This window comes from Arthrobacter sp. NPDC080031, assembly GCF_040702485.1.
Lineage (GTDB): Bacteria > Actinomycetota > Actinomycetes > Actinomycetales > Micrococcaceae > Arthrobacter.
Map to the genome: position 1 here is coordinate 1 of NZ_JBFBLA010000044.1, position 23,914 is coordinate 23,914.

Annotated in this window: 21 protein-coding genes and 1 pseudogene; 13 read left to right on the forward strand and 9 right to left on the reverse strand. The window is 63.7% G+C overall.

The window, feature by feature from the left end; translation table 11 throughout:
- The first annotated feature begins 853 nt into the window (after positions 1 to 853).
- The gene (locus AB0323_RS23135; protein WP_366179413.1) at positions 854 to 1,198 is read left to right on the forward strand and encodes a hypothetical protein; all 345 of its coding nucleotides are present in this window, start codon (positions 854 to 856) and stop codon (positions 1,196 to 1,198) included.
- Between the two features lie 60 nt (positions 1,199 to 1,258).
- Here AB0323_RS23135 and AB0323_RS23140 read toward each other — a convergent pair whose 3' ends face one another.
- Complete coding sequence (locus tag AB0323_RS23140) at positions 1,259 to 1,513, reverse strand: hypothetical protein (RefSeq protein WP_366179414.1); 255 nt, start codon at positions 1,511 to 1,513, stop codon at positions 1,259 to 1,261.
- Positions 1,514 to 1,701: 188 nt separating this feature from the next.
- Between AB0323_RS23140 and AB0323_RS23145 the strand changes: the two are divergent.
- Positions 1,702 to 1,818, forward strand: a pseudogene (locus AB0323_RS23145) (PhnA domain-containing protein); the annotation flags it as partial.
- Between the two features lie 59 nt (positions 1,819 to 1,877).
- On the opposite strand, the gene AB0323_RS23150 reads toward AB0323_RS23145, so the two are convergent.
- Positions 1,878 to 2,324 (reverse strand): MarR family transcriptional regulator, encoded by a 447-nt coding sequence (locus tag AB0323_RS23150; protein WP_366179415.1) that lies wholly within the window; start codon positions 2,322 to 2,324, stop codon positions 1,878 to 1,880.
- 174 nt (positions 2,325 to 2,498) lie between these two features.
- On the opposite strand from AB0323_RS23150, the gene AB0323_RS23155 reads away from it, so the two are divergent.
- Positions 2,499 to 3,722, forward strand: a complete 1,224-nt coding sequence (locus AB0323_RS23155) for an MFS transporter (protein WP_366179416.1) — start codon at positions 2,499 to 2,501, stop codon at positions 3,720 to 3,722.
- Between the two features lie 22 nt (positions 3,723 to 3,744).
- Here the strand turns inward: AB0323_RS23155 and AB0323_RS23160 are convergent, their stop codons facing one another.
- On the reverse strand, positions 3,745 to 4,638 hold the full coding sequence (locus tag AB0323_RS23160) for a DNA-formamidopyrimidine glycosylase family protein (protein ID WP_366179417.1): 894 nt from the start codon (positions 4,636 to 4,638) through the stop codon (positions 3,745 to 3,747).
- 163 nt (positions 4,639 to 4,801) lie between these two features.
- On the opposite strand from AB0323_RS23160, the gene gcvH reads away from it, so the two are divergent.
- The 5 genes from gcvH to AB0323_RS23185 all read left to right on the forward strand — a co-directional run bounded on the left by gcvH (position 4,802) and on the right by AB0323_RS23185 (position 7,887).
- Positions 4,802 to 5,188 (forward strand): glycine cleavage system protein GcvH, encoded by a 387-nt coding sequence (gcvH, locus tag AB0323_RS23165; protein WP_364538136.1) that lies wholly within the window; start codon positions 4,802 to 4,804, stop codon positions 5,186 to 5,188.
- A gap of 142 nt (positions 5,189 to 5,330) precedes the next feature.
- Positions 5,331 to 5,810, forward strand: coding sequence for an FHA domain-containing protein (locus AB0323_RS23170; protein ID WP_364538138.1), 480 nt, complete (start codon positions 5,331 to 5,333; stop codon positions 5,808 to 5,810).
- Between the two features lie 20 nt (positions 5,811 to 5,830).
- Positions 5,831 to 6,547 (forward strand): MerR family transcriptional regulator, encoded by a 717-nt coding sequence (locus tag AB0323_RS23175; protein WP_234753791.1) that lies wholly within the window; start codon positions 5,831 to 5,833, stop codon positions 6,545 to 6,547.
- Positions 6,547 to 7,050 carry a bifunctional nuclease family protein gene (locus tag AB0323_RS23180; protein WP_059389161.1) on the forward strand — a complete coding sequence of 168 codons (504 nt, stop codon included), beginning with the start codon at positions 6,547 to 6,549 and terminating at the stop codon, positions 7,048 to 7,050. The genes AB0323_RS23175 and AB0323_RS23180 overlap by 1 nt, the downstream gene beginning before the upstream one ends.
- Positions 7,051 to 7,293: 243 nt before the next feature.
- On the forward strand, positions 7,294 to 7,887 hold the full coding sequence (locus AB0323_RS23185) for a MerR family transcriptional regulator (RefSeq protein ID WP_284983831.1): 594 nt from the start codon (positions 7,294 to 7,296) through the stop codon (positions 7,885 to 7,887).
- A 117-nt stretch (positions 7,888 to 8,004) separates the two neighbouring features.
- Here the strand turns inward: AB0323_RS23185 and AB0323_RS23190 are convergent, their stop codons facing one another.
- Positions 8,005 to 8,823: a ParA family protein gene (locus tag AB0323_RS23190; RefSeq protein ID WP_366179418.1), complete on the reverse strand. Its 819-nt coding sequence runs from the start codon at positions 8,821 to 8,823 to the stop codon at positions 8,005 to 8,007.
- Positions 8,824 to 9,136: 313 nt separating this feature from the next.
- Between AB0323_RS23190 and AB0323_RS23195 the strand changes: the two genes are divergently transcribed.
- A complete protein-coding gene (locus AB0323_RS23195) occupies positions 9,137 to 12,532 on the forward strand; it encodes a pyruvate carboxylase (RefSeq protein ID WP_366179419.1) in 3,396 nt (1,131 codons plus the stop codon).
- A 99-nt stretch (positions 12,533 to 12,631) separates the two neighbouring features.
- On the opposite strand, the gene AB0323_RS23200 is transcribed toward AB0323_RS23195, so the two are convergent.
- Complete coding sequence (locus tag AB0323_RS23200) at positions 12,632 to 14,443, reverse strand: long-chain fatty acid--CoA ligase (protein WP_366179420.1); 1,812 nt, start codon at positions 14,441 to 14,443, stop codon at positions 12,632 to 12,634.
- Positions 14,444 to 14,650: 207 nt separating this feature from the next.
- Here AB0323_RS23200 and AB0323_RS23205 point away from each other — a divergent pair, with 207 nt between their 5' ends.
- Positions 14,651 to 15,766 carry an ROK family glucokinase gene (locus AB0323_RS23205; protein WP_366179421.1) on the forward strand — a complete coding sequence of 372 codons (1,116 nt, stop codon included), beginning with the start codon at positions 14,651 to 14,653 and terminating at the stop codon, positions 15,764 to 15,766.
- Here AB0323_RS23205 and AB0323_RS23210 read toward each other — a convergent pair.
- Together AB0323_RS23210 and AB0323_RS23215 are read right to left on the reverse strand one after the other, a co-directional pair.
- Positions 15,763 to 16,314: a hypothetical protein gene (locus AB0323_RS23210; protein ID WP_366179422.1), complete on the reverse strand. Its 552-nt coding sequence runs from the start codon at positions 16,312 to 16,314 to the stop codon at positions 15,763 to 15,765. The genes AB0323_RS23205 and AB0323_RS23210 overlap by 4 nt on opposite strands.
- A complete protein-coding gene (locus AB0323_RS23215) occupies positions 16,307 to 17,122 on the reverse strand; it encodes an alpha/beta fold hydrolase (RefSeq protein ID WP_366179423.1) in 816 nt (271 codons plus the stop codon). Before AB0323_RS23215 ends, AB0323_RS23210 begins: the two co-directional genes overlap by 8 nt.
- Before the next feature lie 156 nt (positions 17,123 to 17,278).
- On the opposite strand from AB0323_RS23215, the gene AB0323_RS23220 reads away from it, so the two are divergent.
- Both AB0323_RS23220 and AB0323_RS23225 read left to right on the forward strand, forming a co-directional pair.
- Positions 17,279 to 18,079: a lysophospholipid acyltransferase family protein gene (locus tag AB0323_RS23220; RefSeq protein WP_366179424.1), complete on the forward strand. Its 801-nt coding sequence runs from the start codon at positions 17,279 to 17,281 to the stop codon at positions 18,077 to 18,079.
- Positions 18,080 to 18,178: 99 nt separating this feature from the next.
- On the forward strand, positions 18,179 to 19,573 hold the full coding sequence (locus AB0323_RS23225; RefSeq protein WP_366179427.1) for a class II 3-deoxy-7-phosphoheptulonate synthase: 1,395 nt from the start codon (positions 18,179 to 18,181) through the stop codon (positions 19,571 to 19,573).
- Positions 19,574 to 19,667: 94 nt separating this feature from the next.
- On the opposite strand, the gene pknB is transcribed toward AB0323_RS23225, so the two are convergent.
- Together pknB and AB0323_RS23235 are read right to left on the reverse strand one after the other, a co-directional pair.
- A complete protein-coding gene (gene pknB, locus AB0323_RS23230) occupies positions 19,668 to 21,758 on the reverse strand; it encodes a Stk1 family PASTA domain-containing Ser/Thr kinase (RefSeq protein WP_366179425.1) in 2,091 nt (696 codons plus the stop codon).
- Between the two features lie 74 nt (positions 21,759 to 21,832).
- Positions 21,833 to 23,206 (reverse strand): LysM peptidoglycan-binding domain-containing protein, encoded by a 1,374-nt coding sequence (locus AB0323_RS23235; protein ID WP_366179426.1) that lies wholly within the window; start codon positions 23,204 to 23,206, stop codon positions 21,833 to 21,835.
- A 224-nt stretch (positions 23,207 to 23,430) separates the two neighbouring features.
- Here AB0323_RS23235 and AB0323_RS23240 point away from each other — a divergent pair, with 224 nt between their 5' ends.
- Positions 23,431 to 23,784, forward strand: a complete 354-nt coding sequence (locus tag AB0323_RS23240) for an Rv2175c family DNA-binding protein (protein ID WP_364538158.1) — start codon at positions 23,431 to 23,433, stop codon at positions 23,782 to 23,784.
- Positions 23,785 to 23,914: the final 130 nt, after the last annotated feature.

Below are 23,914 nucleotides of genomic sequence, written 5' to 3' on the forward strand. Positions count from 1 at the left end.
CGGAACTCCGCCCCATAAGCTGTGGGCATGGTCAACATCCTTCCACGAGCACAAGCTCGCTAGGTCAAGGAGTCAACAAAACCGGGGGCAGTCCCAAAGGCACTCATTTTGAGGTAATTGAGCACTCAATTTGCAGCATGGGACAACCTGGCAGGGAATTCCGCGGGTAGCTTGGCGCTAGGGACGCTTTCTGGTGGCACTCTCAGCATGGGGACGCCACGACGTGATCTTCAACGCCGGACAGTTCCTGACTTCCGGATTGGCGCGGTCTGGCCACCAAGTGCTACCGGCAACTGGTAATTCGAAGGGCTGAATATGAGGATGCGAGCGGCGGTCATGACGATAGCCTTTGCTGCTGCCATTCCGTGGATACTCGGCGCCTATGCCGTGTTCTTCGTTTCAGCGCAGTACACCGGATTGGGCCTCTTCGAGTCTTACGTGACGTTTCAGGGCGGGTCTAACCTTGGCAACGTCATTTGGTTCGTAGTTTGGAGCGGAACGACCGGCATGGTTTGTTGGGCGCTTGTGCGGAGGATTGCTAGATCGTTCGATGCCAGGAAGGTGGCTCCTTTCGTGTTGTTCGCCTACGCTGTTCCGTCGATGCTGCTGATTTTTCCCGGACACGGCCATGGGATTCGCCGTGTCGCATGTCCGTGCTTTTGCGGATGGTGCAGCACAGTGGGACTCATTGTTGCCGTGGTTCTATCTGTGATCCATCGGGTGTCCGCTCGCAGGAAGCGAGTGCCCGCGAGATCAATAGGAGGACTTTGATGAGCAGCAGAAGAGTTTCAAAAGCCTCAATGCAACTGCATCAGGCAAGTGACCCTCGGGGCTCACGGATTCGCAAGCACCCATGAACAGTGCGGACGCTTGGGCCCGAGCATTCGAGGAAGGCTTCAAGCTTGTGGACGAAAGCATTATGGGCCGTGTGAGATACAGGCACGCTGCGTCTATTGATGCCACCCGGATCGCGGTCGTCTACGACGATTGGCGAGGTGCGCTGGCCGGTCGGGTTTATGGCCTGCGACTCCTCGAGGAGCTGGACTTCGACCGTCGCCAGCCAATCCAAACGGCAATGGGCATCGTGCTTGGAGAGCTCGTTGAACCCACAGATGAAGGAAGAGAACGAGACAGCACGGTTCTGAAGCCGATTAACTCAAAGTACCCGGGAATCCACTGGTTCGGGAGCGTTCCATAGAGAGGCATCAGCTTGGTCCTTGACACGTGCGGATTCAACCACAGAGTGGGGCCGGCAGCCTCACCCTGGTCCAGTCATTCGCCGGATGCCTACGAAAAGGATCAGCGTCAGGTAGATCCAGACGGACGAGAAGACGTTCAACCCGTCCTGTTGGTTTGCCGTCAAATGCAAGGGTTCTGCGAGGATTGTCGACATTGCACGCGCCACCAGCCCTGGTAGGGCGCAGATTGTCATCAGGGCGAAGAGCTTGAGCGAGCGAAGATATATGCTGACGACCAGCCATGCCAGGACGAGGCCCCATGTAGGCAACTGCACGGTTCATGCACCAACTTTCGAAGTCTTGGGCACTGGCAATCTATGGCCGACATTTGCCGTCTCAGTGGTCAAATCCAAGAATTAAGTGGTCGACAGTACCGATCTACGTGTTCGATTCCGCGAGATTTCGGGGTTCCTGCCGGGCGTCTCCGTGTGCCCGGGTCGCCGTCTCCGTGTTGGACCGCGCCGTGACGGTGATCAAGGACCTCAAGGTCAAGGGCAGCGCCACCGCCATCAAGGTCGGAACCAAGGTCCGCAACATCCGCCTCGTGAACGGCGCGGGGGATCACGCCATCGACTGCTAGGTGGACGGCTTCGGACCCATGCAGCTCAAGTCAAGCGTGGTCAAGAAGGCCTGGCGCCCTCAAGCCCCCTGCAGCGCCCCCAATGCCTTCACCAGGGGCTCAAGCTCCGGCACGGATTCCGCGGCCGTCAGGGACTCTGCGAGGGTTTCGTCGTGCACTGGCCGGGTCGCCAGCAACAGCTTCTGGCCGGCCTCGGTGAGTTCCGTATAGATCCCGCGCCGGTCGTCGGCGCACAGGATCCTGGTCAGCAGCCCACGGTCCTCGAGCCGGTTCACCAAGCGTGTCGTGGCGCTGCTGGAAAGTGCCGTGGCCCTGGCGAGCTGCTGCATCCGCATGTGCCAGCCGTCCTGGCGGCTCAGCGCGTCCAGCACCGTGTATTCGACGACGGAAAGATCCGCGGCGGACTGCAACGCCTTTTCCAGAGCTGCGTCGATGTTGCCGTGCAGCGCCGCGAGAGTCCGCCACCCCTGCGCCCGGACCTCAACGGCGTCGTCCTTGATGCCCATGTCTCCCGTAACTCCCTGCCGATCGATGAGAAAACCAGACGCACGCCAAAGTAGTTGCTTGCGCAATTACAAGGCGTGTGCAACTATATATGCAGCGTCTGCAACTAATATTCTACGGTTCTCGGCGACGCACTTCCAGTCTTACGGGAATCCATCCCCACGAAGGAGCACACCATGCCCGCAGGGTTGATCGCCCTTGCCCTCGGAGGATTCGGCATTGGCTTGACCGAGTTCGTCATCATGGGCCTCTTGCCCGAGATTGCCACCGACTTCGGAGTCAGCGAAGCAGCCGCCGGATGGTTCATCACCGGCTATGCGCTGAGCGTCGTTGTCGGCGCCCTCTTGGTAACAGCGGCCGTCACCCGCCTGCCCCGGAAGCCCGTGCTGATCGGGCTCCTCGTCCTGTTCATCGCGGGCAACTTCCTCTCCGCCGTCGCGGACAGCTACCCGGTCATGCTGATCGGGCGCATTATTGCCGCGCTCTGTCACGGAGCCTTCTTCGGCATCGGCTCAGTCGTCGCGGCCAGCCTGGTTCCGGCCCACAAAAAGGCCGGAGCCATCGCCATCATGTTCACTGGCCTCACCGCCGCCAACGTGCTGGGCGTCCCCTTCGGAACCTTCCTTGGCCAGAACCTCGGCTGGCGGTCCACCTTCTGGGCCATCACCGTCATTGGCGTTGCCGCCCTCATCGGCATCGCCCTCATGGTCCCGCGCACCAAGGAAGGGGTCGTTGCCAGCAGCCTCCGCAGCGAGCTTGGTGCGTTCACGTCGGGTCAGGTGTGGCTGTCGATCGTTGTCACAATTCTCGGTTTTGGCGGCATGTTCGGAGCCTTCACTTACATTGCCTTCACCCTGACCGACGTCTCCGGATTCGATCCCCACGCAGTCCCTTGGCTCCTCGTCCTGTTTGGTGCAGGACTGTTCGTCGGCAATATCGCCGGCGGCAAAGCGGCCGACAAATCCATCGACAAAACCCTCGTGGTCATCCTCGCGGGCCTGGTGCTGGTGCTCGTGTTCTTCGCTCTCACGGCCGCGAGCCCCGTGGCTACCCTGTTCTCGCTCGTCCTCATGGGCGGCTTCGGCTTCGCTACCGTGCCGGGCCTGCAGATGCGCGTCATGCACTTTGCCGCCACCGCTCCCACCCTCGCCTCCGGCGCGAATATCGGCGCCTTCAACCTGGGCAACGCCTTGGGCGCATGGCTGGGCGGCCTCACCATCACCCTGGGCCTGGGCTACACCTCGCCGATCTGGGCCGGGGCCGCCATCACTGTAGCGGCCTTGCTCGTCATGATTGCCGCCGCGGCAGCAGCGCGGCGTGGGGGAGCCGGGGAGTCAGCTTCCGCTCCGGAAGCAGCCCCCGACGTCGTACGCGAACCTGAGGGGTCACCGGTCGCATAAGCGACACGCCGGTTTCCTGGAATCAGTCCTCGCCCGCACCGCGTTTGGCCAGGATCTCGCCGTTGGTCTGGCAGGTGGGGCAGTACTGCAGCGAAGTGCCGACGAAGGCAATCTCCCGCACGGTGTCGCCGCAAACCGGGCAAGGCTCGCCGGTCCTGCCGTGCACGCGCATCGAGGCTTTCTTGGCCTCCTTCAGCTCGCTCGGTTTCTTGCCCGAGAACTCCTGGATAGCGCCGCTGAGAACGTCCTTCATAGTAGTGAAGATGCGCTCCACTGCGTCCGGGCCCAACGATGAAGCGGCGGCCACGGGAGACAGCTTGGCTGCGTGGAGGATTTCGTCGCTATAGGCGTTCCCGATACCCGACAAGAGCTTCTGGTTCTTCAGGACCCCCTTGATCTGCTGCCTATGCGTGAAAAGCCGGCCGAACTCGTCCAGGCCGAAGCCGGGGTCAAGGGGATCGGGCCCGAGCTCCGCGATGCCATGGACTTCCGCGGGCTGGCGAACGATGAAGAGGGCCAATCCTTTCCAGGTTCCAGTGTCGCTAAGGGTAATGCCGAAATCGTAGCCGTTGTTCGAAAAGCCCAGTTGCGCGGCGAAATATCCGCCCGCCGCAGTTTCTTCGTCGCCGGACTGTTCATCCGTGAACGTGAGCCAGCCGGACTTCGCGAAATTGACGACCAAGTACAGGGGCCCTGCTGAGTCTCCGTCCAGGGATGCTTCAGGCGCGATCTCGAAAACGAGGAACTTTCCCCGCCGGCCGACGGATTCGACTGTCCGCCCGATGAGCGATTCAGGGGGAACATCCGCTGCTTTCAGGGCGAACGCCGATGGCAGCAGGAACCGGGTAAGCTGCGCCCCGGATAGCCGCTGGTCCAGAAAGTCGGTCAAGGCGGTGATTTCGGGCAGTTCCGGCATGATCGCGCTCCTTCGGCGGCGTTGCGGGACTATGCGGCTCAAGTCTGCTTCCAATCATTCCAGACACCTGTGGGGAGGAGGCATGGATGTGCTTATACTTTCAGCGGTGGCCGGATGACCGGGCCGCCGTCGTGGTCCGAAATGTCCCGATGAAAGGCGACTCATGAGCAACATTCCTGCCGATCTTTCCTACACCGCCGAACATGAATGGGTCAGCGCCCCGAATGCAGACGGCGTTGTACGCGTCGGCATCACGGACTTCGCCCAGGATGCACTCGGCGATGTCGTCTACGCCCAGCTACCCGAGCCCGGCACCACGGTGAAGGGCAACGACGTCGTGGGTGAAGTCGAGTCAACGAAGAGCGTGAGCGACATATATGCCCCGGTCAGCGGCGAAATTGTCGCCCGCAACGATGCTCTCGACACCGACTCCGCCCTGATCAACTCGGATCCCTACGGTGACGGCTGGCTGTTCGAAGTAAAGCTTTCGGAAGCTGACGCCATCGAAACCCTTCTCAGTGCATCAGAGTACGAACAACAGGTAGGCTAAATGGTATCTGGCCCGCCAAGTTGGTTCTCCCCGGAAAAGGGGGAGCGGCGGCGGCGGGCCAGCGACCTGTTTGGCCCGGGGGAACCGGGCAGATGCGTAACCGGCAGTTGATGATAACTGCCGGCGGATGAGGAGGATTTCCATGGTTGGCGGCAAGCGGAACCACGCCCGGGACGAGCACGGTGCTGTAGAACAGCCAACCTCGGAGACTACCTCGATCCAGCTCACGCCTGTGCGCCACCACGAGCCGGATGCCCGTCCGCCGCTGGCAGCCGAGGAGCGCGCTGCGGTCCAGGCGCTGCCTCCTGGATCGGCCTTGCTGATTGCCCACAGCGGTCCCAATGCGGGTGCACGGTTCCTCCTGGACTCGGACATTACTACCGCAGGCCGCCACCCGGATGCGGATATCTTCCTGGATGATGTGACGGTTTCGCGCAAGCACGTGGAATTCGTGCGCACCCCCGAGGGCTTCGAAGTGGTGGACACCGGAAGCCTCAATGGCACCTACGTCAACCAAGACCGGGTGGATAACGTCCTTCTCAAGAACGGCAGCGAGGTCCAGATTGGGAAGTTCCGCCTCACCTACTACCTGAGCCCTGCCCGCGCAGCAGGCCAAGACTGATTCCGGGTACGCCTGTGGCAATGCCCCAGCCGGAACGGCGAGGACCGCAGGTCCTCAACATCGGGGAGGTCCTCGCCCAACTCAGCGACGACTTTCCCACCATGACGGCGTCCAAGATCCGTTTTCTCGAGGAAAAGGGACTGATCAATCCCAAGCGCACGCCTGCCGGGTACCGGCAATACGCCGAAAGCGACGTCGAGCGCCTGCGCTTCGTGCTGGCACTCCAGCGTGACCAGTACCTGCCACTCAAAGTCATCAAGGACTACCTGGACGCGATCGATCGTGGCGAGCGTCCCGAGAACCTTCCTCCCGGGGTGTCCGTTTCCCCTCGGATCGTCTCGGACGAACTTGCGGCTGAGCTGCAGGGCCGCGCACGCGCCCTGAGCGAGGAGCAGTTGCGTACGGAATCCGGGGCGAGCGTCCCGCTCTTGCAGTCCCTTCTCAGTTTTGGACTCATCAGCCACGTCAACGGCAAATTCGACGAACACGCCCTGCAAGTTGCGCGTGCCTGTGTCCAACTTGAAAGCCACGGACTTGAGCCGCGGCATCTCCGTCCGTTCCAAGCGGCTGCCGAACGCGAATTCGGCTTGGTGGAGCGCGTGGTCGCTCCCTTGACGTCCCGCAAGGATGCGGCATCGCAATCCCGGGCTGCGGAAGCCGCCCGGGAAATCAGCGAACTCTGCCTCAGCCTGCATCGAGCCTTGGTGCAGGACCGAATCTCCCGTATGGACGCATGATGATTGAGGTCGAGATCGTTGGAGTGCGCATTGAACTGCCTTCAAACCAGCCTCTGGTCCTCCTGCGGGAGATGCACGGGGAGCGCCATGTCCCCATCTGGATCGGGACGCCCGAAGCCAGTGCCATCGCCCTGGCACAGCAAGGAGTGGTGCCGCCCCGTCCCATGACCCACGATCTGATGATCGACGTCGTTGAGGCACTCGGCCACACGATCATCAGCGTGAACATCGTGGCGGTCGAGGACAACATCTTCTACGGTCAGCTCCAGTTCGACGACGGCACTGTAGTGAGTTCCCGCGCTTCCGACGCGCTTGCGCTGGCGTTGCGGGCGAAATGCCGCATCTGGTGTGCCGACGCAGTGATGGAGGAGGCCGGCGTCCGGATCACCGAACACGACGAGGGCGAAGACACCGAGCCGGGTCCCGAAGTTGACGAAGAACGGGAATTGCGCCGATTCCGGGAGTTTCTGGACGACGTGGAGCCCGAGGATTTCGAAGGCTGAAGGTGGCCTAAGGTTAAAGTTGAGGGTGAAAGTTTCGACACGATCTGAAAATGCCCCGGACGTCTTTGACCTGAGGCTCCCGCACGCCTAACGTCGAAGATATCAAGTTCCCGTTGCATACAGGACCCGCGCAAGTCACACTGAAAGGTGCGGACGCGTTGAAATTACACGAGTGCATTTCCCCTTTTCGTGTTAGCCGCCGTATGCACCATCCCCAAGGGAACTTCTGACAAGGAGGGTCACGTGAGTCCCAAAGGCGAAGCAGGCGAGCTAAAGCAGGCCTCGACAGGCGTTGCTGTACCCGCAAGCGGTGCCCAGGGTCTGCTATTCACCGAGGACCTTCCGGTCCTGGATGAAGATGCCGGCTACCGTGGTCCCACCGCGTGCAAGGCGGCAGGGATCACCTACCGCCAGCTGGACTACTGGGCACGTACCGGACTTGTTGAACCCGCAGTGCGAGGCGCCGCCGGTTCCGGATCGCAGCGACTCTACGGCTTCCGCGACATCCTCGTCCTCAAAGTCGTCAAGCGCCTCCTGGACACAGGTGTATCCCTCCAGCAGATCCGCACGGCCGTTGAGCATTTGCGTGAACGCGGAGTAGAAGACCTCGCGCAAATCACCCTCATGAGCGATGGCGCGAGTGTCTACGAATGTACTTCAGCGGACGAAGTCATTGACCTGGTGCAGGGTGGCCAGGGCGTTTTCGGCATCGCCGTTGGACGCGTATGGCGCGAAGTCGAGGGCAGCCTTGCTGCACTCCCGAGCGAGCACGCTGTAGAGCAGTCCTTTCCGGACGACGAACTCAGCAAGCGCCGTTCCGCGCGCCGCACAGGCTGAACCGCCGTCGGGATCCCCGCAAGCGGCCACTGAAGACCAATGAAGCCGCCTTCCAGCAGGAAGGCGGCTTCATCGCTATTGTCGAAGCAGGATGGCTGCCGCTTTGCAGATTCCCGGTCAGCGCTTGCGGCGTTCCCGCGTGCTGTTGTTTGAGGACAACATGTTCTCCAGAAGAGAGTCAAACAGCTTGGCGGTGTTCTTGGCCGAGTCGCCAGGCCAATGGTGTACGGCGTGGGCGGCACCCTGGATTTGCTGCCAGTTCGCCTGCTCCGGAATATGCGGTGCCAGCAAAAGATCGCCGAACATCGATTCCATCTCCGCGAGCCGGTACGTGTGCTCGGACGAGGACGGCCGGACCCGGTTGGCAACAATCCCTGCAGGAGCCAGCTGCGGAGCGAACTCCTGGCGGAACAGCTGGATGGCGCGCATGGTGCGTTCCGTGCCGGCTACCGAGAAGAGCCCAGGTTCGGCGACAAGGACCACGCGGTCGCTCGCGCTCCAGGCCATGCGGGTGAGCCCGTTGAGGGACGGCGGACAATCGACGAGGACCAGCTCGTACTTTTCGGCCGCGGCAAGGACCGCCGTCAGGCGGCGCAGATCGCGGCGCCCAAGATCCGGCCGATCGTAGATACCGGTGTAGGCGGATCCGACGGCGACATCAAGGGCCGTTCCTCCGCCGTTGCCGCGGGGGTGGTCAACCCAGCCGCTGCTGGCCACATTATCCAAGAGCCTGGCCTTGCGGGGGTTCTTCAGCATGCGGCCAATGTCGAGCTGGTCTCCGGCCTGGACACCGAGGGCCGTGGTGGCGTCGGCGTGGGGATCCAGGTCCACGACAAGGGTGGGGATCCCTGCGGCCAGTGCGGCCGAGGCCAACCCAGTGGTTACGGATGTCTTGCCCACGCCGCCTTTGAGGCTGCTGATGCTGACTACTTGCACTTGAAAACCCAAAACCTAACGCCGGTTGCCGTGTCGCGGTGCCTGTGTTCCGGCTTTGCCGGAACCCGGGCTCTGCCGCTGCCCTTCAACATCATATGTTGAGTGGCCGCCGATTCCTGCCTTATCAGCCCGGAACGGTTCGGGCCGCCTGATACTCGATCGTCTTTTAGCACGTGAAAGTGCACCGTGCGCGAAGGTACACTGCTCGTGACGAATCTCCGTGTGACTGTCACCACAAAGATTTGTGTTTGGGTATGGAGGTCTTACACACTGTGACCACCGACCGTTACACCCGCAATGATGCAGGAGAAGCATGTTTTCCAAGATTCTGGTGGCTAATCGCGGCGAAATCGCGATCAGGGCCTTCCGCGCTAGCTATGAACTGGGCGCCAAGACCGTAGCGGTCTTCCCGTATGAGGATCGCAACTCGATCCACCGGCAGAAGGCTGATGAGGCCTACCTGATCGGACAGGAAGGTCATCCGGTCCGTGCTTACCTGGACGTGGACGAAATCGTCCGTGTCGCCAAAGAAGCGGGTGCTGACGCAATCTACCCGGGCTACGGGTTCCTGTCCGAAAACCCGGACCTCGCCCGGGCGGCCCAAGAGGCAGGCATTACGTTTATCGGCCCGCCGGCTGAGGTGCTGGAGCTCGCCGGCAACAAGGTCGCCGCACTCGAAGCCGCCCGCAAGGCCGGCGTGCCGGTCTTGAAGTCCAGCGCGCCTTCCCGGGACATCGACGAACTCATTGCCGCGGCGGACGAGGTCGGATTCCCGATCTTCGCGAAGGCCGTCGCCGGTGGCGGTGGCCGCGGCATGCGCCGGGTGGAGACCCGCGAGGACCTTCCGGAAGCGCTCCAGTCGGCCATGCGCGAGGCGGACGCTGCGTTCGGCGATCCCACCATGTTCCTGGAGCAGGCAGTGCTGCGCCCCCGACACATCGAGGTCCAGATCCTGGCCGATGCCGAGGGAAATGTCATGCACCTCTTTGAGCGTGACTGCTCCCTGCAGCGCCGCCACCAGAAGGTCGTGGAAATCGCTCCGGCCCCCAACCTGGACGAGTCCATCCGCCAGGCCCTTTACCGGGATGCCGTCGCATTCGCGAAGGCCCTGAACTACGTCAACGCCGGAACGGTCGAGTTCCTCGTGGACACCGAGGGCGAGCGGGCCGGCCAGCACGTCTTCATCGAGATGAACCCCCGCATCCAGGTCGAGCACACCGTCACCGAGGAAATCACGGACGTGGACCTCGTCCAGGCACAGATGCGCATCGCTTCGGGGGAGACCCTCGCAGACCTCGGCTTGAGCCAGGAGTCGGTATCCATCAAGGGTGCCGCCCTGCAGTGCCGCATCACCACGGAAGATCCCGCCAACGGCTTCCGGCCCGACGTCGGAAGAATCACCGGCTACCGTTCCGCGGGCGGTGCCGGCGTCCGTCTCGACGGCGGCACAGTCTACTCGGGCGCCGAGATCAGCCCCCACTTCGACTCCATGCTGGTCAAGCTGACCTGCCGCGGACGCGACTACCCGGCCGCGGTGGCCCGCGCCCGGCGCGGCCTTGCCGAGTTCCGGATCCGTGGCGTGTCCACCAACATCCCGTTCCTCCAAGCCGTCCTTGCCGACCCGGACTTCATTGCGGGCAACGTGGCGACCGACTTCATCGACAAGCGCCCTGAACTGCTGAAGTCCCACGTCTCCGCGGACCGTGGAACCAAACTGCTGACCTGGTTGGCCGATGTGACGGTCAACAAGCCCAACGGCGAACTCAAGGTCCACACCGACCCCGCAGCCAAGCTTCCGTCGCTTGCAGGGATCGTTGCACCGGCCGGCTCGCGCCAGAGGCTGCAGGAGTTGGGACCTGAAGGCTTCGCGAAGGCGCTGCGCGAGCAGCAGGCGGTGGCCATCACGGACACCACTTTCCGCGATGCCCACCAGTCGCTGCTCGCCACGCGTGTCCGGACCCGCGACCTCGTCGCAGCCGGACCCGCGGTCTCCGCGCTGCTGCCCGAACTGCTCTCGGTAGAGGCCTGGGGCGGTGCCACCTACGACGTCGCCCTGCGCTTCCTCGGCGAGGATCCGTGGGACCGGCTGGCCGCCTTGCGCAAGGCCCTGCCGAATATCTGCCTGCAGATGCTGCTCCGTGGCCGCAACACCGTCGGGTACACGCCCTACCCCGAGGAAGTCACCGAAGCATTCGTCAACGAGGCGGCGGCAACGGGCATCGACATCTTCCGCATCTTCGACGCCCTCAACGACGTGAACCAGATGGCTCCGGCCATCCGGGCAGTGCGGGCCACCGGCACAGCGGTGGCGGAGGTGGCACTCTGCTACACCGGCGATCTCCTCGACCCGAACGAGAACCTGTACACCCTCGACTATTACCTGGACCTCGCCCAGAAGATCGTCGACGCCGGTGCGCACATCCTCGCCATCAAGGACATGGCCGGCCTCCTTCGCCCGGCAGCCGCAGCCAAGCTTGTCAGCGCCTTGCGTGAACGCTTCGACCTTCCGGTCCACTTGCACACCCACGACACCGCAGGCGGCCAACTGGCAACCCTGCTGGCGGCTGTGGACGCCGGCGTGGACGCCGTGGACGTCGCTTCAGCGTCCCTGGCCGGTACGACGAGCCAGCCATCGGCGTCGGCCCTTGTGGCCGCCTTGGCACACACCCCGCGCGACACCGGGCTCAGCCTGGCCAGCGTCAGCTCCCTGGAGCCCTACTGGGAAGCGGTCCGCCGGGTCTATGCGCCGTTCGAGTCCGGGCTTCCCGGCCCCACAGGCCGGGTCTACCGGCACGAAATCCCGGGTGGCCAGCTGTCCAACCTGCGCCAGCAGGCCATCGCGTTGGGCCTTGGCGAGCGTTTCGAGGCCATTGAGGACATGTACACCGCCGCGGACCGCATCCTGGGCCGCTTGGTCAAGGTGACGCCGTCGTCCAAGGTGGTGGGCGACCTCGCGCTGCACCTCGTGGGAATCCATGCAGATCCTGCGGACTTCAACGAGAACCCGCAGAACTACGACATCCCGGACTCCGTCATCGGCTTCCTGTCGGGTGAACTGGGAGATCCTCCGGGAGGATGGCCGGAGCCGTTCCGCACGAAGGCACTCCAGGGCCGCAGCATCAAGGTCCGCGACGTCGAGCTGAGCGCAGAAGACAGTTCAGCGCTCAAGGGCGACTCCAAGACCCGCCAGAGGACCCTGAACCGGCTCCTGTTCGAGGGCCCCACCAAGGACTACCTCAAGAGCGTGGACACCTACGGCAATCTGTCGGTGCTTGACACCCGCGACTACCTGTACGGTCTCCAGCTCGGTGCCGAACACGTCATGGAGCTCGAAAAGGGCGTGCGGCTGATCGCGTCCCTGGAAGCAGTCTCGGAGCCCGACGAAAAGGGCATGCGCACCGTCATGTGCAAGCTCAACGGCCAGTCGCGCCCGGTGGTGGTCCGCGACAAGTCGGTGGTCAGCAACGTGAAGGCCGCGGAGAAGGCGGATGCGTCCCAGCCCGGCCAGGTCGCAGCGCCGTTCGCCGGTGCCGTGACCCTGACAGTCAAGGCCGGCGACACCGTCAAGGCCGGCGATACTGTCGCCACCATTGAGGCGATGAAGATGGAAGCATCCATCACGACGCCGGTAGCCGGCACCGTTTCTCGCGTCGCCATCAACAACGTGGAGCAGGTCCAGGGCGGCGATCTGTTGATCGTGGTCGGATAGCGGCCCGCTCCTTCGTGGAGCACACATGAAGGAAGGTCCCGGGCTTGTCAAGCCCGGGACCTTCCTTCTTTGGTTTCCGGATGCGTCCGGCGCGGCGTGTCAGGACGCCTTGGGCGCCGAATACATTTCCTCGATCACTGCATCGAAGTCCTTCATGACCTGGGCGCGCTTGACCTTCAAGGACGGCGTGAGGTGGCCGGAAGCCTCGGTGAAGTCGGACGGCACAATCCGGAACGACTTGATCGCTTCCGCATGGGAGACGGACTGGTTGGCGTGGCTGATCAGTTCCTGGACGGCTGCCCGGACAAGGGCGTTGTCCGCGGCGGCCGCCGTCGTCGTGGACGCGGGAAGGCCGTGGCGCTCCAACCAGCCGGGGAGGGCTTCCTCGTCGAGGGTGACCAGCGCGCCGATGAAGGGCCGGTTGTCGCCGACGACAAGGACCTGGGACACCAGGGCGTCTGCACGGATCTGGTCCTCCAGCAGGGCAGGCACGACGTTCTTGCCGCTGGCCGTGACGATGATTTCCTTTTTGCGGCCGGTGATCTTGAGGAAACCTTGTTCGTCCAGTTCGCCGATGTCACCTGTGCGGAACCACCCGTCCACGAAGGTTTCCGCGGCGAGGTCGTCCCGCTTGAAGTAGCCCTTCATCACGCAGACGCCCTTGGCGAGGATTTCGCCGTCGTCGGCGATCCTGACCGCATTGCCGGGGAGCGGGGCCCCCACCGTGCCGATCTTGATCAGGGACGGGGTGTTGACTGAAATGGGTGCCGTGGTCTCCGTAAGTCCGTAGCCTTCCAGGATCTGCAAGCCGATGCCGTGGAAGAAATGACCCAGCCGTTCGCCGAGGGGGCCGCCACCGGAGACGGCATGGCTGACGTGGCCACCCATCGCAGCGCGGAGCTTCCCGTACACCAAACGGTCGAATACGGCGTGCTTGAGCCTCAGCACCAACCCGACGGAGCCCGACTGCTGTGCCCTCGAGTAGGCGATCGCCGTGTCCACCGCCTTGTGGAAGATGGGACCCTTGCCACCGTCCTCCGCTTTCGTGAGGGCCGAGTTGAAGACCTTCTCGAAGACACGTGGAACAGCCAGGATGAAGGTCGGCTGGAAGCTCTGCAGGTCTGCCAGCAGGTTCTTGATATCCGGCGTGTGTGCCACTTGGGCGCCGGCAGCGACGGCCAGGACCGAGATGAAACGGGCAAAGACGTGGGCCAGCGGGAGGAACATGATGGTCTTGGCGTTCTCGTTGACGACATCGCCGAGGGAGGCCAAAGCATTCTCCGAGAGCTCCACGAAGTTGCCGTGCGTGAGTTCGCAGCCCTTGGGGCGCCCCGTGGTGCCGGAGGTGTAGATGATCGTGGCGACGTCGGCCAGTTCCGCGCTGCTGCGGCGCGCCTCGAGTTCCTCGTCGCTGACACCGCTGCCGGCCGTGCGAAGGGCGTCAAGGCCGCCGCCTTCAAGCTGCCAGACATGGGCGACTGATCCGAGGCCTTCGGCGGTGACCGCTTGGCGGATGACGTCCTCGTGGTGCGAAGACTCGGCGAATGCCGCGACTGCGCCGGAGTCGCCGAGGTTCCAGGCCACTTGCGACGGCGATGACGTTTCATAGATCGGCACGGAAATGCCGCCTGCAAACCAGACGGCGAAGTCGACGAGGGACCATTCGTAGCGGGTCCTGGACATGATGCCCACCCGGTCGCCCACACCGACGCCGTTCGCGATCAGTCCTTTGGCCAGGGCCGATACGTCCTTGAGGAACTCTTTTGCCCGGATGTCCTGCCATTGGCCATCGCCGTTGAGCTTGGCAAACAGCGCCGGGTTGGATGGCTCGGCGGCCTGACGAACCACAAGGTCCGTGATGTTGGTTTCGGGGGCAACATTCACCAGGGGCGGAACACTGAATTCACGCACGATAGCTCCTTCGATATCAACAGACCATTGCGGGGCTGCTCTAACTCTATACGGCCAAGTAATGGGTGTGTCGCAATTCACCTTACTCAAGTTACTGATGAGTAACTTTACGTGAAGCGTGCGGTTCCGCCAATGCAGAGGTGCGGCGGCGCCGTCCGCAGGGCCAGCATGTCAGTACATATGCGGCTCTCGGAATAGGATGGCGACATGCCTCTGAATTCATCCAACGACCAGATGCCGGCAGGAGTTCGGAAGATTTCCTGGTCCGGTTCGGCGTCAACCGGCCGGCGCCCCGGCTCCACGCACGGCGGGCTGCGCTGGGAGTCGGTGCCATGGGCCGCGCGCCGTTCCCATCTTGGCCGCAGGGGGCTGGCAATCGGGATCGACATCGGCGGCACAAAGGTGGCAGCGGGAGTTGTTGATCCCTCGGGCCGCGTGGTCGAGGAAGCGCGGCGCTCCACTCCGGGCAATGACGCCCGGGCAGTGGAGCGGGTGATCGTCGAGCTTGTCCAGGAACTAGGCAGAAGCCACCGGATTGCCTCTGTGGGAATCGGCGCGGCCGGTTGGATGGATCTCGACGGCGGCACCGTGCTGTTCAGCCCGCATCTGGCCTGGCGTAACGAGCCGCTCCGCGAAAACCTGCAGAGCCTGCTGAGGCGCCCGGTACTCGTCACCAACGACGCCGACGCTGCCGCCTGGGCTGAATGGCGCTTCGGCGCGGGGCAAGGGGAGAGCCGCCTCGTCTGCATCACGCTCGGCACCGGCATCGGTGGCGCCATGGTCATGGACGGACGGGTGGAGCGTGGGCGTTTCGGCGTGGCGGGCGAGTTCGGCCACCAGATCGTGGTGCCCGGCGGGCACCGCTGCGAATGCGGCAACCGCGGCTGCTGGGAGCAATATGCGTCCGGTAACGCGCTCGGCAGGGAGGCCCGCGAGCTGGCCTTGCGGAATTCACCGGTTGCCTACGAACTGCTCAAGGCGGCCGGAGGCTCGGCCGAGAACATCACGGGCGTTACCGTGACGGAGCGGGCAAAGGCCGGAGACTCCGCTTCGAGGGAGCTCTTGGAAGAAGTGGGGCACTGGCTCGGGCTCGGCCTGGCGAACCTGGCGGCTGCGCTCGATCCGGGGACGTTCGTTATCGGCGGTGGGCTGTGCGACGCCGGTGAGCTTCTTGTGGGCCCTGCGCGGACAGCGTTCACCCGGAACCTCACCGGCCGTGGTTTCCGTCCCGCGGCCGCCATTAAGCTTGCCGCGCTGGGACCGCGGGCGGGGATGATCGGCGCTGCCGACCTGTCCCGGGTCAGCGGCAGGGCACGCGGCTAGACGCGGGCGCCGTCGTCGTTCTCGTCTTTTTCCTGGGGCAGCTTCATGATGAGGTAAACCACTGAGGCCAGAAAGGTCGCCAGGATTCCCATCACTGCCAGGAGCGGCGCCGAGCGCCAGAACATCGCGGTGAACAGCAGGGCGAGCGGGCCGCCCACGGCCCCGATCCAGGCGAGCATGGTCAGGGGTTCGGTACCGGCCAGGCTCGGCGGGTCCTCCGGGACGAAGCCGTTCTCGTCCTCGACGTCGTAGTCACGCGGTCCGGTGGCTCCGCTGCCTGCGGCTTCTTCCGCAGCGCTTCTTTGTGACACTCCAGACAATCCAAGAGGGTCGAAGTCCTGGAAGGAACGGGACGATGAGCGGCCTGGAACGTCGTCCGGACCTGGCCCCGGCTCTGTTCCGGAACCGCTGGCGGGCTCCTCCGCCGTCGGCGCATCGTCGAGGGCGGAGGAAGGCATCGACTCAAGCCGGGCCACTAAATCGAGCCAGACCGCGTCGTCGTCTTTGTTGGCGCTCTGGTCGGGGGAGTCGGGCCCTGGCCTATTCATTGGGTGAATCCCGAAGCTCGGCGGCGGACTGGCCGGCAGGGGCGGAACTGCTTGTCAGTCCTGCCATCGTTCTCCTGATGAACTCGGCCGAGCCCCGGAAAATCTCCAAGGCATCGTTGTCCAGCGTGGCCACGTGGTAGCTGTTCTCCAAGGTCCTGAACTCCATGGAAGCAGTGACCCGCTCCTTCAACTGCCTGATGCTTCGATCCGAAACCACGTGGTCCACGGAGGAACGGAAGACGAGCACCGGTGCGGAAATCCGGGGGAGCAGGGTGACGGTGTCCCGGTACATCTTTTTCAACTCATGGGCGGCGGCGACCGGTGTCCTGGGGTACGCTCCCTCGTCCATGCCGGGTTTGAGGATGTCGTTGGCAATCGCCGGGGTGGATTTCATGACGTGCTTGAGGATGCCGACCACGGCGGCGCGGGGATCATCGATCACCAGTCCCGGATTGACGACGACGGTACCGGCCACCGGCCGCGTCGCCGCGATCCGGAGAGCCAATGTCCCGCCCATCGACAAGCCGGCGGCGAAGACGAAGTCGCACTCGGACTGGAGCTCGAGATATGCCGCATCCACCGCACGGTGCCACTCCTGCCAGCGCCGCGTGGCCATGTCCTGCCACGTGGTCCCATGGCCTGGAAGCAGGGGGAGGCGGACAGCGTAGCCTTCCGCGGCCAGGTACTCGGCCCAGGGGCGCATGCTGTGCGGGCTGCCCGTGAAGCCGTGGCTCATCACCACGCCGATGCTGGGTCCACTACCGGTGAAGTCGCTGGCGTACGGCGAGGGATCGGGGAGAGTGTTCATGATGACTCCGAGGCTACTGAAGTTGGCGGCACTGCTTTCCGTGTTGAGTCCATCGTGTCACTGTTCGGGACATTTCTCACTGGAGTATGGTGGCTTCTGAATGCGGGCCGGGACCGTCCGGACGCCTTGCAGACGCCGCCCCGGAGAGGAACCAACGTGTTCTATTGGGTCATGAAACGGATCTTTTTGGGTCCGCTTCTCAAATTGCTGTTCCGCCCCTGGGTCAAGGGCCTCGACAATGTTCCCCACGATGGCGCCGCGATTCTCGCTTCCAATCATTTGTCCTTTTCAGACTCGATCTTCATGCCGGTGATGGTGCCCCGGCGCGTCAGTTTCCTGGCCAAATCCGAGTACTTCACGGGAACCGGGCTCAAAGGCAGGCTTACGGCCATGTTCTTCCGGCTCACCAACCAATTGCCGATGGACCGTTCGGGCGGGGCCGCGTCCGAGTTGTCCTTGCAGGCCGGCAGGGACGTCCTGGCCGCCGGCGGCCTGCTGGGCATCTACCCGGAAGGCACCCGCAGCCCAGATGCCAAGCTGTACCGGGGCAAAGTAGGGGTCGCCAAACTTGCACTCCAAACCAGGGTGCCCGTTGTACCCGTAGCGATGATCGGCACCGAGAAAGTCCAACCCATCGGTAAGCGTTTGCCCAGCATCCGCCGGATCGGGATCATCTTCGGTCAACCATTGGACTTCAGCCGGTACTACGGCCAAGAAGAAGACCGCTCCGTCCAACGCGCCGTGACCGACGAAATCATGTACGAACTCATGCGGCTCTCCGGGCAGGAATACGTGGACGAATACGCCGCCGTCGTCAAGCAGCGGCTGGCCGGGCAGCTTCCGGAGCCGGCGGGCGGAAGCGAAGCGAATGCAGCCGGCGCCGGCGAGGAGGGCAGGCGCCCGCCCGGCAACGGTCCAGAGCCGGACGGCGACGGTGCGGTGGCCGGGAAAGTGTGACGGCCGGCGAATAAGGGTTACGGAAGCCGTGCCCCGAACAGCGGGCAAGGCAACTAGTCTTGGAGAGTGACTGAGCTATCCGCGAACCCCGCACCGTCCATGACCGGCCCCCTGAACAGTTCCCTGGGCAGCCCCCTGACCAGCACCGCGCAAAGTGGCGCGGCGAACTATCCCGGCTTGGACGATTGGCGACAGCTGCCTATCTCGCAGCAACCCACCTGGACCGACAGGGGCGTCTTTGACGCCTCCGTCAAGGAACTCTCCGTGCTTCCTCCGCTGGTCTTCGCGGGCGAAGTCGACATATTGCGCGAGCGTTTGGCCGCCGCAGCCGAGGGCAAGGCATTCCTGCTCCAAGGCGGCGACTGCGCCGAAACCTTCGAGGACGCCACAGCTGACAAGATCAGTGCCAGGGTCCGCACCATCCTGCAGATGGCCGTTGTCCTCACCTATGGTGCGGCCATGCCCGTCATCAAGATGGGCCGCATGGCGGGCCAGTTCGCCAAGCCCCGGTCCTCGAACGAGGAAACCCGCGACGGCGTGACCTTGCCTGCGTACCGCGGCGACATAGTCAACGGCTACGACTTCACCCCGGAGTCCCGCGCCCACGACGCGAGCCGCATGCTGAAGGCCTACCACACCTCGGCTTCCACACTGAACCTCATCCGCGCCTTCACGCAGGGCGGCTTCGCCGATCTCCGCCTGGTGCACCTCTGGAACAAGGGCTTCACCGAAAACCCGGCCCACGCCCGCTATGAGTCCTTGGCGAGGGACATCGACCGTGCCATCAAGTTCATGGCATCCTGCGGCGCCGATTTCGAAGCCCTCAAGCGCGTGGAGTTCTTCGCGAGCCACGAGGCGCTACTGCTGGACTACGAGCGTGCCCTGACGCGCATCGACTCCCGCACGGGACTTCCCTACGATACCTCCGGGCACTTCCTCTGGATCGGTGAGCGCACGCGTGAGCTCGACCATGCGCATGTGGACTTCCTGTCCCGCGTGCGCAACCCGATCGGGGTCAAGCTCGGTCCCGGGACCTCCGGAGACGACGCGTTGCGGCTCATTGACAAGCTGGACCCGAACCGCGAGCCCGGCCGCCTCACGTTCATCACCCGGATGGGTGCCAAGAACATCCGCGAGAAGCTGCCCGCCGTCGTCGAAAAGGTCACGGCCTCAGGCGCGCAGATCCTTTGGGTCACGGACCCCATGCACGGGAACACCGTCACGTCGCCCAACGGGTACAAGACCCGCAACTTCGACGACGTCGTGGACGAAGTCCGCGGGTTCTTCGAAGTCCACCACGCCCTGGGCACGGTACCTGGTGGCCTGCACATGGAAATGACCGGCGATGACGTCGCGGAATGCCTTGGTGGCGCCGATCCCATTGACCAGGATGCCTTCCTGGACCGCTACGAGTCAGTGTGCGATCCCCGCCTGAACCACATGCAGTCCCTCGAGATGGCGTTCCTCGTGGCTGGAGCCCTCACCAAGCGCTAGGGCCATCCGGCGTGAAGGCCATCCCACGAGCAGGCCCGAATACAGGAAAGGCGATCCGGAACATTCCGGGTCGCCTTTCCTGTATGCGGACGTCCTACACGACAGTCAGGGTGACGACGGAGCCCTCCGGCGCGTCGCTGTCCACGGGGTTCTGGTCACGGACAGTGCCGAAGAAGCCACCCAGGATGTTGTTGATCTTGACGTCGAATCCGAGCTGTTCCAAGGCTTTGCGGGCAGCGTCCGCCTGCTTGCCGATGAAGTTGGGGACGTGCACCATCTTCGGCCCCTTGGACAGGGTCAATGTGACGGAGCCGCCGCGGAACAAGGTGCCGCTGTCAGGGGTCTGGCTGACCACGGCTCCCGCGGGGACCTTTTTGTCGTTGACGGGTTCCGGCGCAATTTTCGCGGTCAATCCGGCGTCGCTGATGGCTTTGACCGCTGCTTGCTGGGTCATGCCGCGGACATCCGGTACCGGGAGGGGCTGGGGCCCCTTGGAAACCACCAAAGCCACCGGGGTGCCGTGGCGGACGGGGGTGTCCTGGGCCGGGGACTGTGAGATGACCGTGCCTGAAGGCACCTTGTCGTCAAACTGCTCGGTGACTTTGCCGAGGGTCATTCCGGCCACGCCAAGGGCATTCTTTGCCTGGTCGAGTGTCAAGCCCGACATTGCGGTAAGGGGAAACAGCTGTGGACCCTTCGAGACGAAGAGCGACACGGCTTGGAACTTGCGGACCACCTGGCCGGACGCGGGTTCCGTTCCAACCGCCAACCCTGCCGTGACTTCGTCGTCGAACACGTCTTTCGGCTCGGACTGGAAGCCGGCGGTCCTGAGCAGTTGCTGTGCCTCCGCAACCGTCTTGTTCCTGGTGTCCGGTATGGTTCCGGGCGAGCCGGGCCCCATGCCGAAGAACCAGCCTGCCGCGGTGGCCAGGATCGCCAGCACAATCACGACAATCGTCCAGATCACTGCCCTGCGGCGCGGGTTGCCTTCCCGCAAGGAGCGCGACGGCGTGGCCGCCGCCCGGGCGCGGTCCTTTTCCTCCTGGCGCTCCATCCGCTTGATGTCGCGTTTGCTTGGTGGGGCGCCGGCCGGAGCCCGGGGTTCCCGGTCCTGTGGCACCTGGACGTCGAAAGCCGCGGCCTCGGGGGAGAACCCCGACGGCGGAAGCACCCTGGTTGGATTGCGCTGGCTTGAGATAATCTCCGTCGGGCGGCCGATCCGCTCCAGGGGTTCCGTACGTTCGGCATGGAAAGGGGCGACTACAGCGGTGGCCCCGTCCGCTTCCCCTTGCCCGTCGGGCGTTGCCGCCCTGGCGGCCGGCGGATTGATGTCCAGTTGTGCATCGCTCAACGTTGTGCGGATATGCCGCAGTTCGGACAAGAGCGCGGATCCGTCCACGGGACGCTCTTCAGGTTCCTTCGCCGTGCACCACTGGACGAGTTCGTCCACGTCCGCGGCAAGGCCGGGCACCGCGAGCGACGGCGGAGCGACGGCCGCGTTGACGTGCTGGTAGGCAACCTGGATGGGAACATCGCCCGCGAAGGGTTGGCCGCCGGTAAGCATTTCGTAAAGCATGATGCCGGTGGAGTAGATGTCGCTCCGGGCATCCGCGGGTTTGCCGAGGACCAGCTCGGGAGCCAGATACGCGACTGTGCCGATCAGGGCGCCGGTGCTGGTTGTCGCAGTGACCGCCCGGGCCAGTCCGAAGTCGCCCACCTTGATGCGGCCGTCGTCTGCAATCAGGACGTTCTCGGGTTTCACGTCGCGGTGGATCAGCCCCGCCGCGTGGGCGGCGGCGAGCCCTTCGATGACCGGATCGATCAGTGCGAAGGCCAGCCGGGGCGGAAGCGCTGCCTTTTCGTTGAGGACGTCACGAAGAGTGTGGCCCTTGATGTACTCCATCACGATGTACGCAATGTGGCCGTCCTGTCCCTGGTCGAGGACACCTACGACGTGTGGGTGGGAAAGGCTGGCCGCGGCCCGGGCCTCGCGTTGGAGGCGGTCCAGGAAATTTTGGTCATTGGCCAGGTGCGGATGCAGCACTTTGAGCGCCACGTCGCGGTCGAGACGCTCGTCCGTGGCGAGATAGACGGTTGACATTCCGCCGTTCGCGAGGCGCGATCGCACCAGGTAGCGCCCGTCCACGAGGGATCCGAGGAGTTGGTCCGAAACTTGTTCCTGCACCCTTCGATCTTAGTTGAGCAAAACACGGGCCCGAATCGGCATACGATCCGGGCCCGTGTTGTCTGCGAAGCGATTTAGCTGAAGTTCTTCTTGAGGGCCAGGATCGAGGCGACGTAGGCCTTGGTGTCGTCGTACATGCCGTGCTTGCTGACCGAGTACTGGCCCTGGTAGTAGCCCGCGATGGCCGTGTTCAGATCCTTGCTGGTGTTGACGAGGGCCCGGATGATGGCGACGCCGGCGGTCACGTTGTCATACGGGTCCAGGAGGTTGAGCTTGCGTCCCACCAGTTGGGAAGCCCATTCGCCGGAGGAGGGAATCACCTGCATGGTGCCGATGGCGTTGGCGGGAGAGACCGCACGCTGGTTGAAACCGGATTCCTGGTAGGCGAAGGCCATGGCCAAGGACGGGTCTACGCCCATTCGGCGCGCGGTATCGGCTACGATCCCCTTCATCTGGGCGGCGCTCGGAACCGGGGACGCATTGAGCAGGGCCTTGTTCGCGTTGGCTGAACTGACCACGGCCTCTGGGTAGGTGTAGCCCAGGAACGTGCTCGGAACCAAGGGGGTGCTGACCGGAGCCGGAGCCGGAGCCGAGGCCGCAGGAGCACCCGGAATGGCGAGCTTCTGCCCCGGATAAATGATGGTGCTCATGGACAGCTTGTTCGCCGAGAGCAGCGATGACAGGGACACGCCAATGCGTGACGCGATGCCGCCCAGGGTGTCACCGGACTTGATGGTGTACGAGCCGGTGTTGGCAAGTGCCGGCGCCGCCTGCGCGGATGCAGGGACCAGTGCAGCGGGAGCCGGTGCCGCCGGGGCCGGTGCGTTCGTTCCCGGGCCGACCTTGATCTTCTGTCCGGGATAGATGATGGACCGGCCGTTGAGGCCGTTCCAAGTGAAGACGTCGGACAGTGCGACGCCGTGGCGGGCGGCAATGCCGCTCAGGGTATCGCCGGATACGACTGTGTAGCTGGCAGCCGACGACGACGTGCCGGGTGCCGGGCTCGGCGCGGGAGCCGGGGCACTTGGAGCCGTTGCGGAACCGGACAACTTGATCTGCTGTCCCGGGTAGATGATGGTGTTGCCCGAGAGCCCGTTGAGCTTCAGGACGGTGTTGGTGTCCAGCCCGTAGCGGGCCGCGATGCCGCTGATGGTATCGCCCCGGACGATGGTGTACGTGGCCGGAGCCGCCGGTGCCATCGGCTGCATGGCAGCCGGGATGGTCGCGGCAACCGCAGAGGCGGGAATGACGTTTGCGGACATAGCGGCGGCCCGGGCCTGGATGGCCGCAGCCAGCGATGCGGGGATCTTCTGGGTTTGTACCGCCGGAAGCGCTGTTGCCGGCTGGGCGAGCGCCAATGAAGAGAGCATGACGGCGGGCAGGGCCGCCGTGGTGGCCGCCACTATGGGCATGCTCGTTGTCTTCTTGGGCGAGCGGGGCGTCGTCATGGGAGCAATCCTCATCTCAGCAGCGGATGTTGGGAATACCGCTGTTGCCAGTGTTACTAAAGTTAGTAGTGATGCAAATGTGATCAATGTGAATCTCTCACATTTTTCGATTCCGCACAAGAAATCCCGGCGCATTCGATTCCCGGGCAATTCGGGGGCACAAATTCTGCCCTTACCGTCCGTCCGGCTAGGCGCAAAGCGCGCGGTCGTGGCAATCTTGATCCGTGAGTAATGTAGAAAGCCTCGTTTCCGAATGGCTGCCGCTGCCCGATGTGGCAGAGCTGCTGAACGTTTCAATCACCAAGGTCCACGGTCTTCTGGATGAGCGTGCAGTGGTGGCTGTGAGAGTGGGCGAACGCCGCATCCGTTCGATTCCTGCCCTCTTTATCCAGGACGGTCATGTGGTGGATAGCCTGAAGGGCACCATCGCAGTGCTTGGCGATGCCGGGTACACGGATGAGGAGCTCATCGCGTGGCTTTTCACTCCGGACGAGTCGCTGCGTGGCCGCCCTGTCGACGCGCTCCGTGAAGGACGCAAAACTGAAATCCGACGCAGGGCTCAATCGCTTGCCTGGTAAGGGACTCCTGCCTTAAATACGGTGGTGGGGGGGGGGCAAGGGGATAGGCGCCAACCACAAAAATTGAAGAATGAGGATTACAATGAAAAGAACATTTTAAAAAAAGAGAGGGGGAGCGGAGGGGGCGGCG

What these genes read in the sequence shown, in the direction of transcription:
- AB0323_RS23195 (WP_366179419.1), top strand. Translation starts at nt 9,137, where the DNA reads ATGTTTTCCAAGATTCTGGTGGCTAATCGCGGCGAAATCGCGATCAGG.
- AB0323_RS23135 (WP_366179413.1), top strand. Translation starts at nt 854, where the DNA reads ATGAACAGTGCGGACGCTTGGGCCCGAGCATTCGAGGAAGGCTTCAAG.
- AB0323_RS23210 (WP_366179422.1), bottom strand. Translation starts at nt 16,314, where the DNA reads ATGAATAGGCCAGGGCCCGACTCCCCCGACCAGAGCGCCAACAAAGAC.
- AB0323_RS23205 (WP_366179421.1), top strand. Translation starts at nt 14,651, where the DNA reads ATGCCTCTGAATTCATCCAACGACCAGATGCCGGCAGGAGTTCGGAAG.
- gcvH (WP_364538136.1), top strand. Translation starts at nt 4,802, where the DNA reads ATGAGCAACATTCCTGCCGATCTTTCCTACACCGCCGAACATGAATGG.
- AB0323_RS23235 (WP_366179426.1), bottom strand. Translation starts at nt 23,206, where the DNA reads ATGACGACGCCCCGCTCGCCCAAGAAGACAACGAGCATGCCCATAGTG.
- AB0323_RS23160 (WP_366179417.1), bottom strand. Translation starts at nt 4,638, where the DNA reads ATGCCGGAACTGCCCGAAATCACCGCCTTGACCGACTTTCTGGACCAG.
- AB0323_RS23175 (WP_234753791.1), top strand. Translation starts at nt 5,831, where the DNA reads ATGCCCCAGCCGGAACGGCGAGGACCGCAGGTCCTCAACATCGGGGAG.
- AB0323_RS23150 (WP_366179415.1), bottom strand. Translation starts at nt 2,324, where the DNA reads ATGGGCATCAAGGACGACGCCGTTGAGGTCCGGGCGCAGGGGTGGCGG.
- AB0323_RS23225 (WP_366179427.1), top strand. Translation starts at nt 18,179, where the DNA reads ATGACCGGCCCCCTGAACAGTTCCCTGGGCAGCCCCCTGACCAGCACC.
- AB0323_RS23170 (WP_364538138.1), top strand. Translation starts at nt 5,331, where the DNA reads ATGGTTGGCGGCAAGCGGAACCACGCCCGGGACGAGCACGGTGCTGTA.
- AB0323_RS23215 (WP_366179423.1), bottom strand. Translation starts at nt 17,122, where the DNA reads ATGAACACTCTCCCCGATCCCTCGCCGTACGCCAGCGACTTCACCGGT.
- AB0323_RS23155 (WP_366179416.1), top strand. Translation starts at nt 2,499, where the DNA reads ATGCCCGCAGGGTTGATCGCCCTTGCCCTCGGAGGATTCGGCATTGGC.
- AB0323_RS23180 (WP_059389161.1), top strand. Translation starts at nt 6,547, where the DNA reads ATGATTGAGGTCGAGATCGTTGGAGTGCGCATTGAACTGCCTTCAAAC.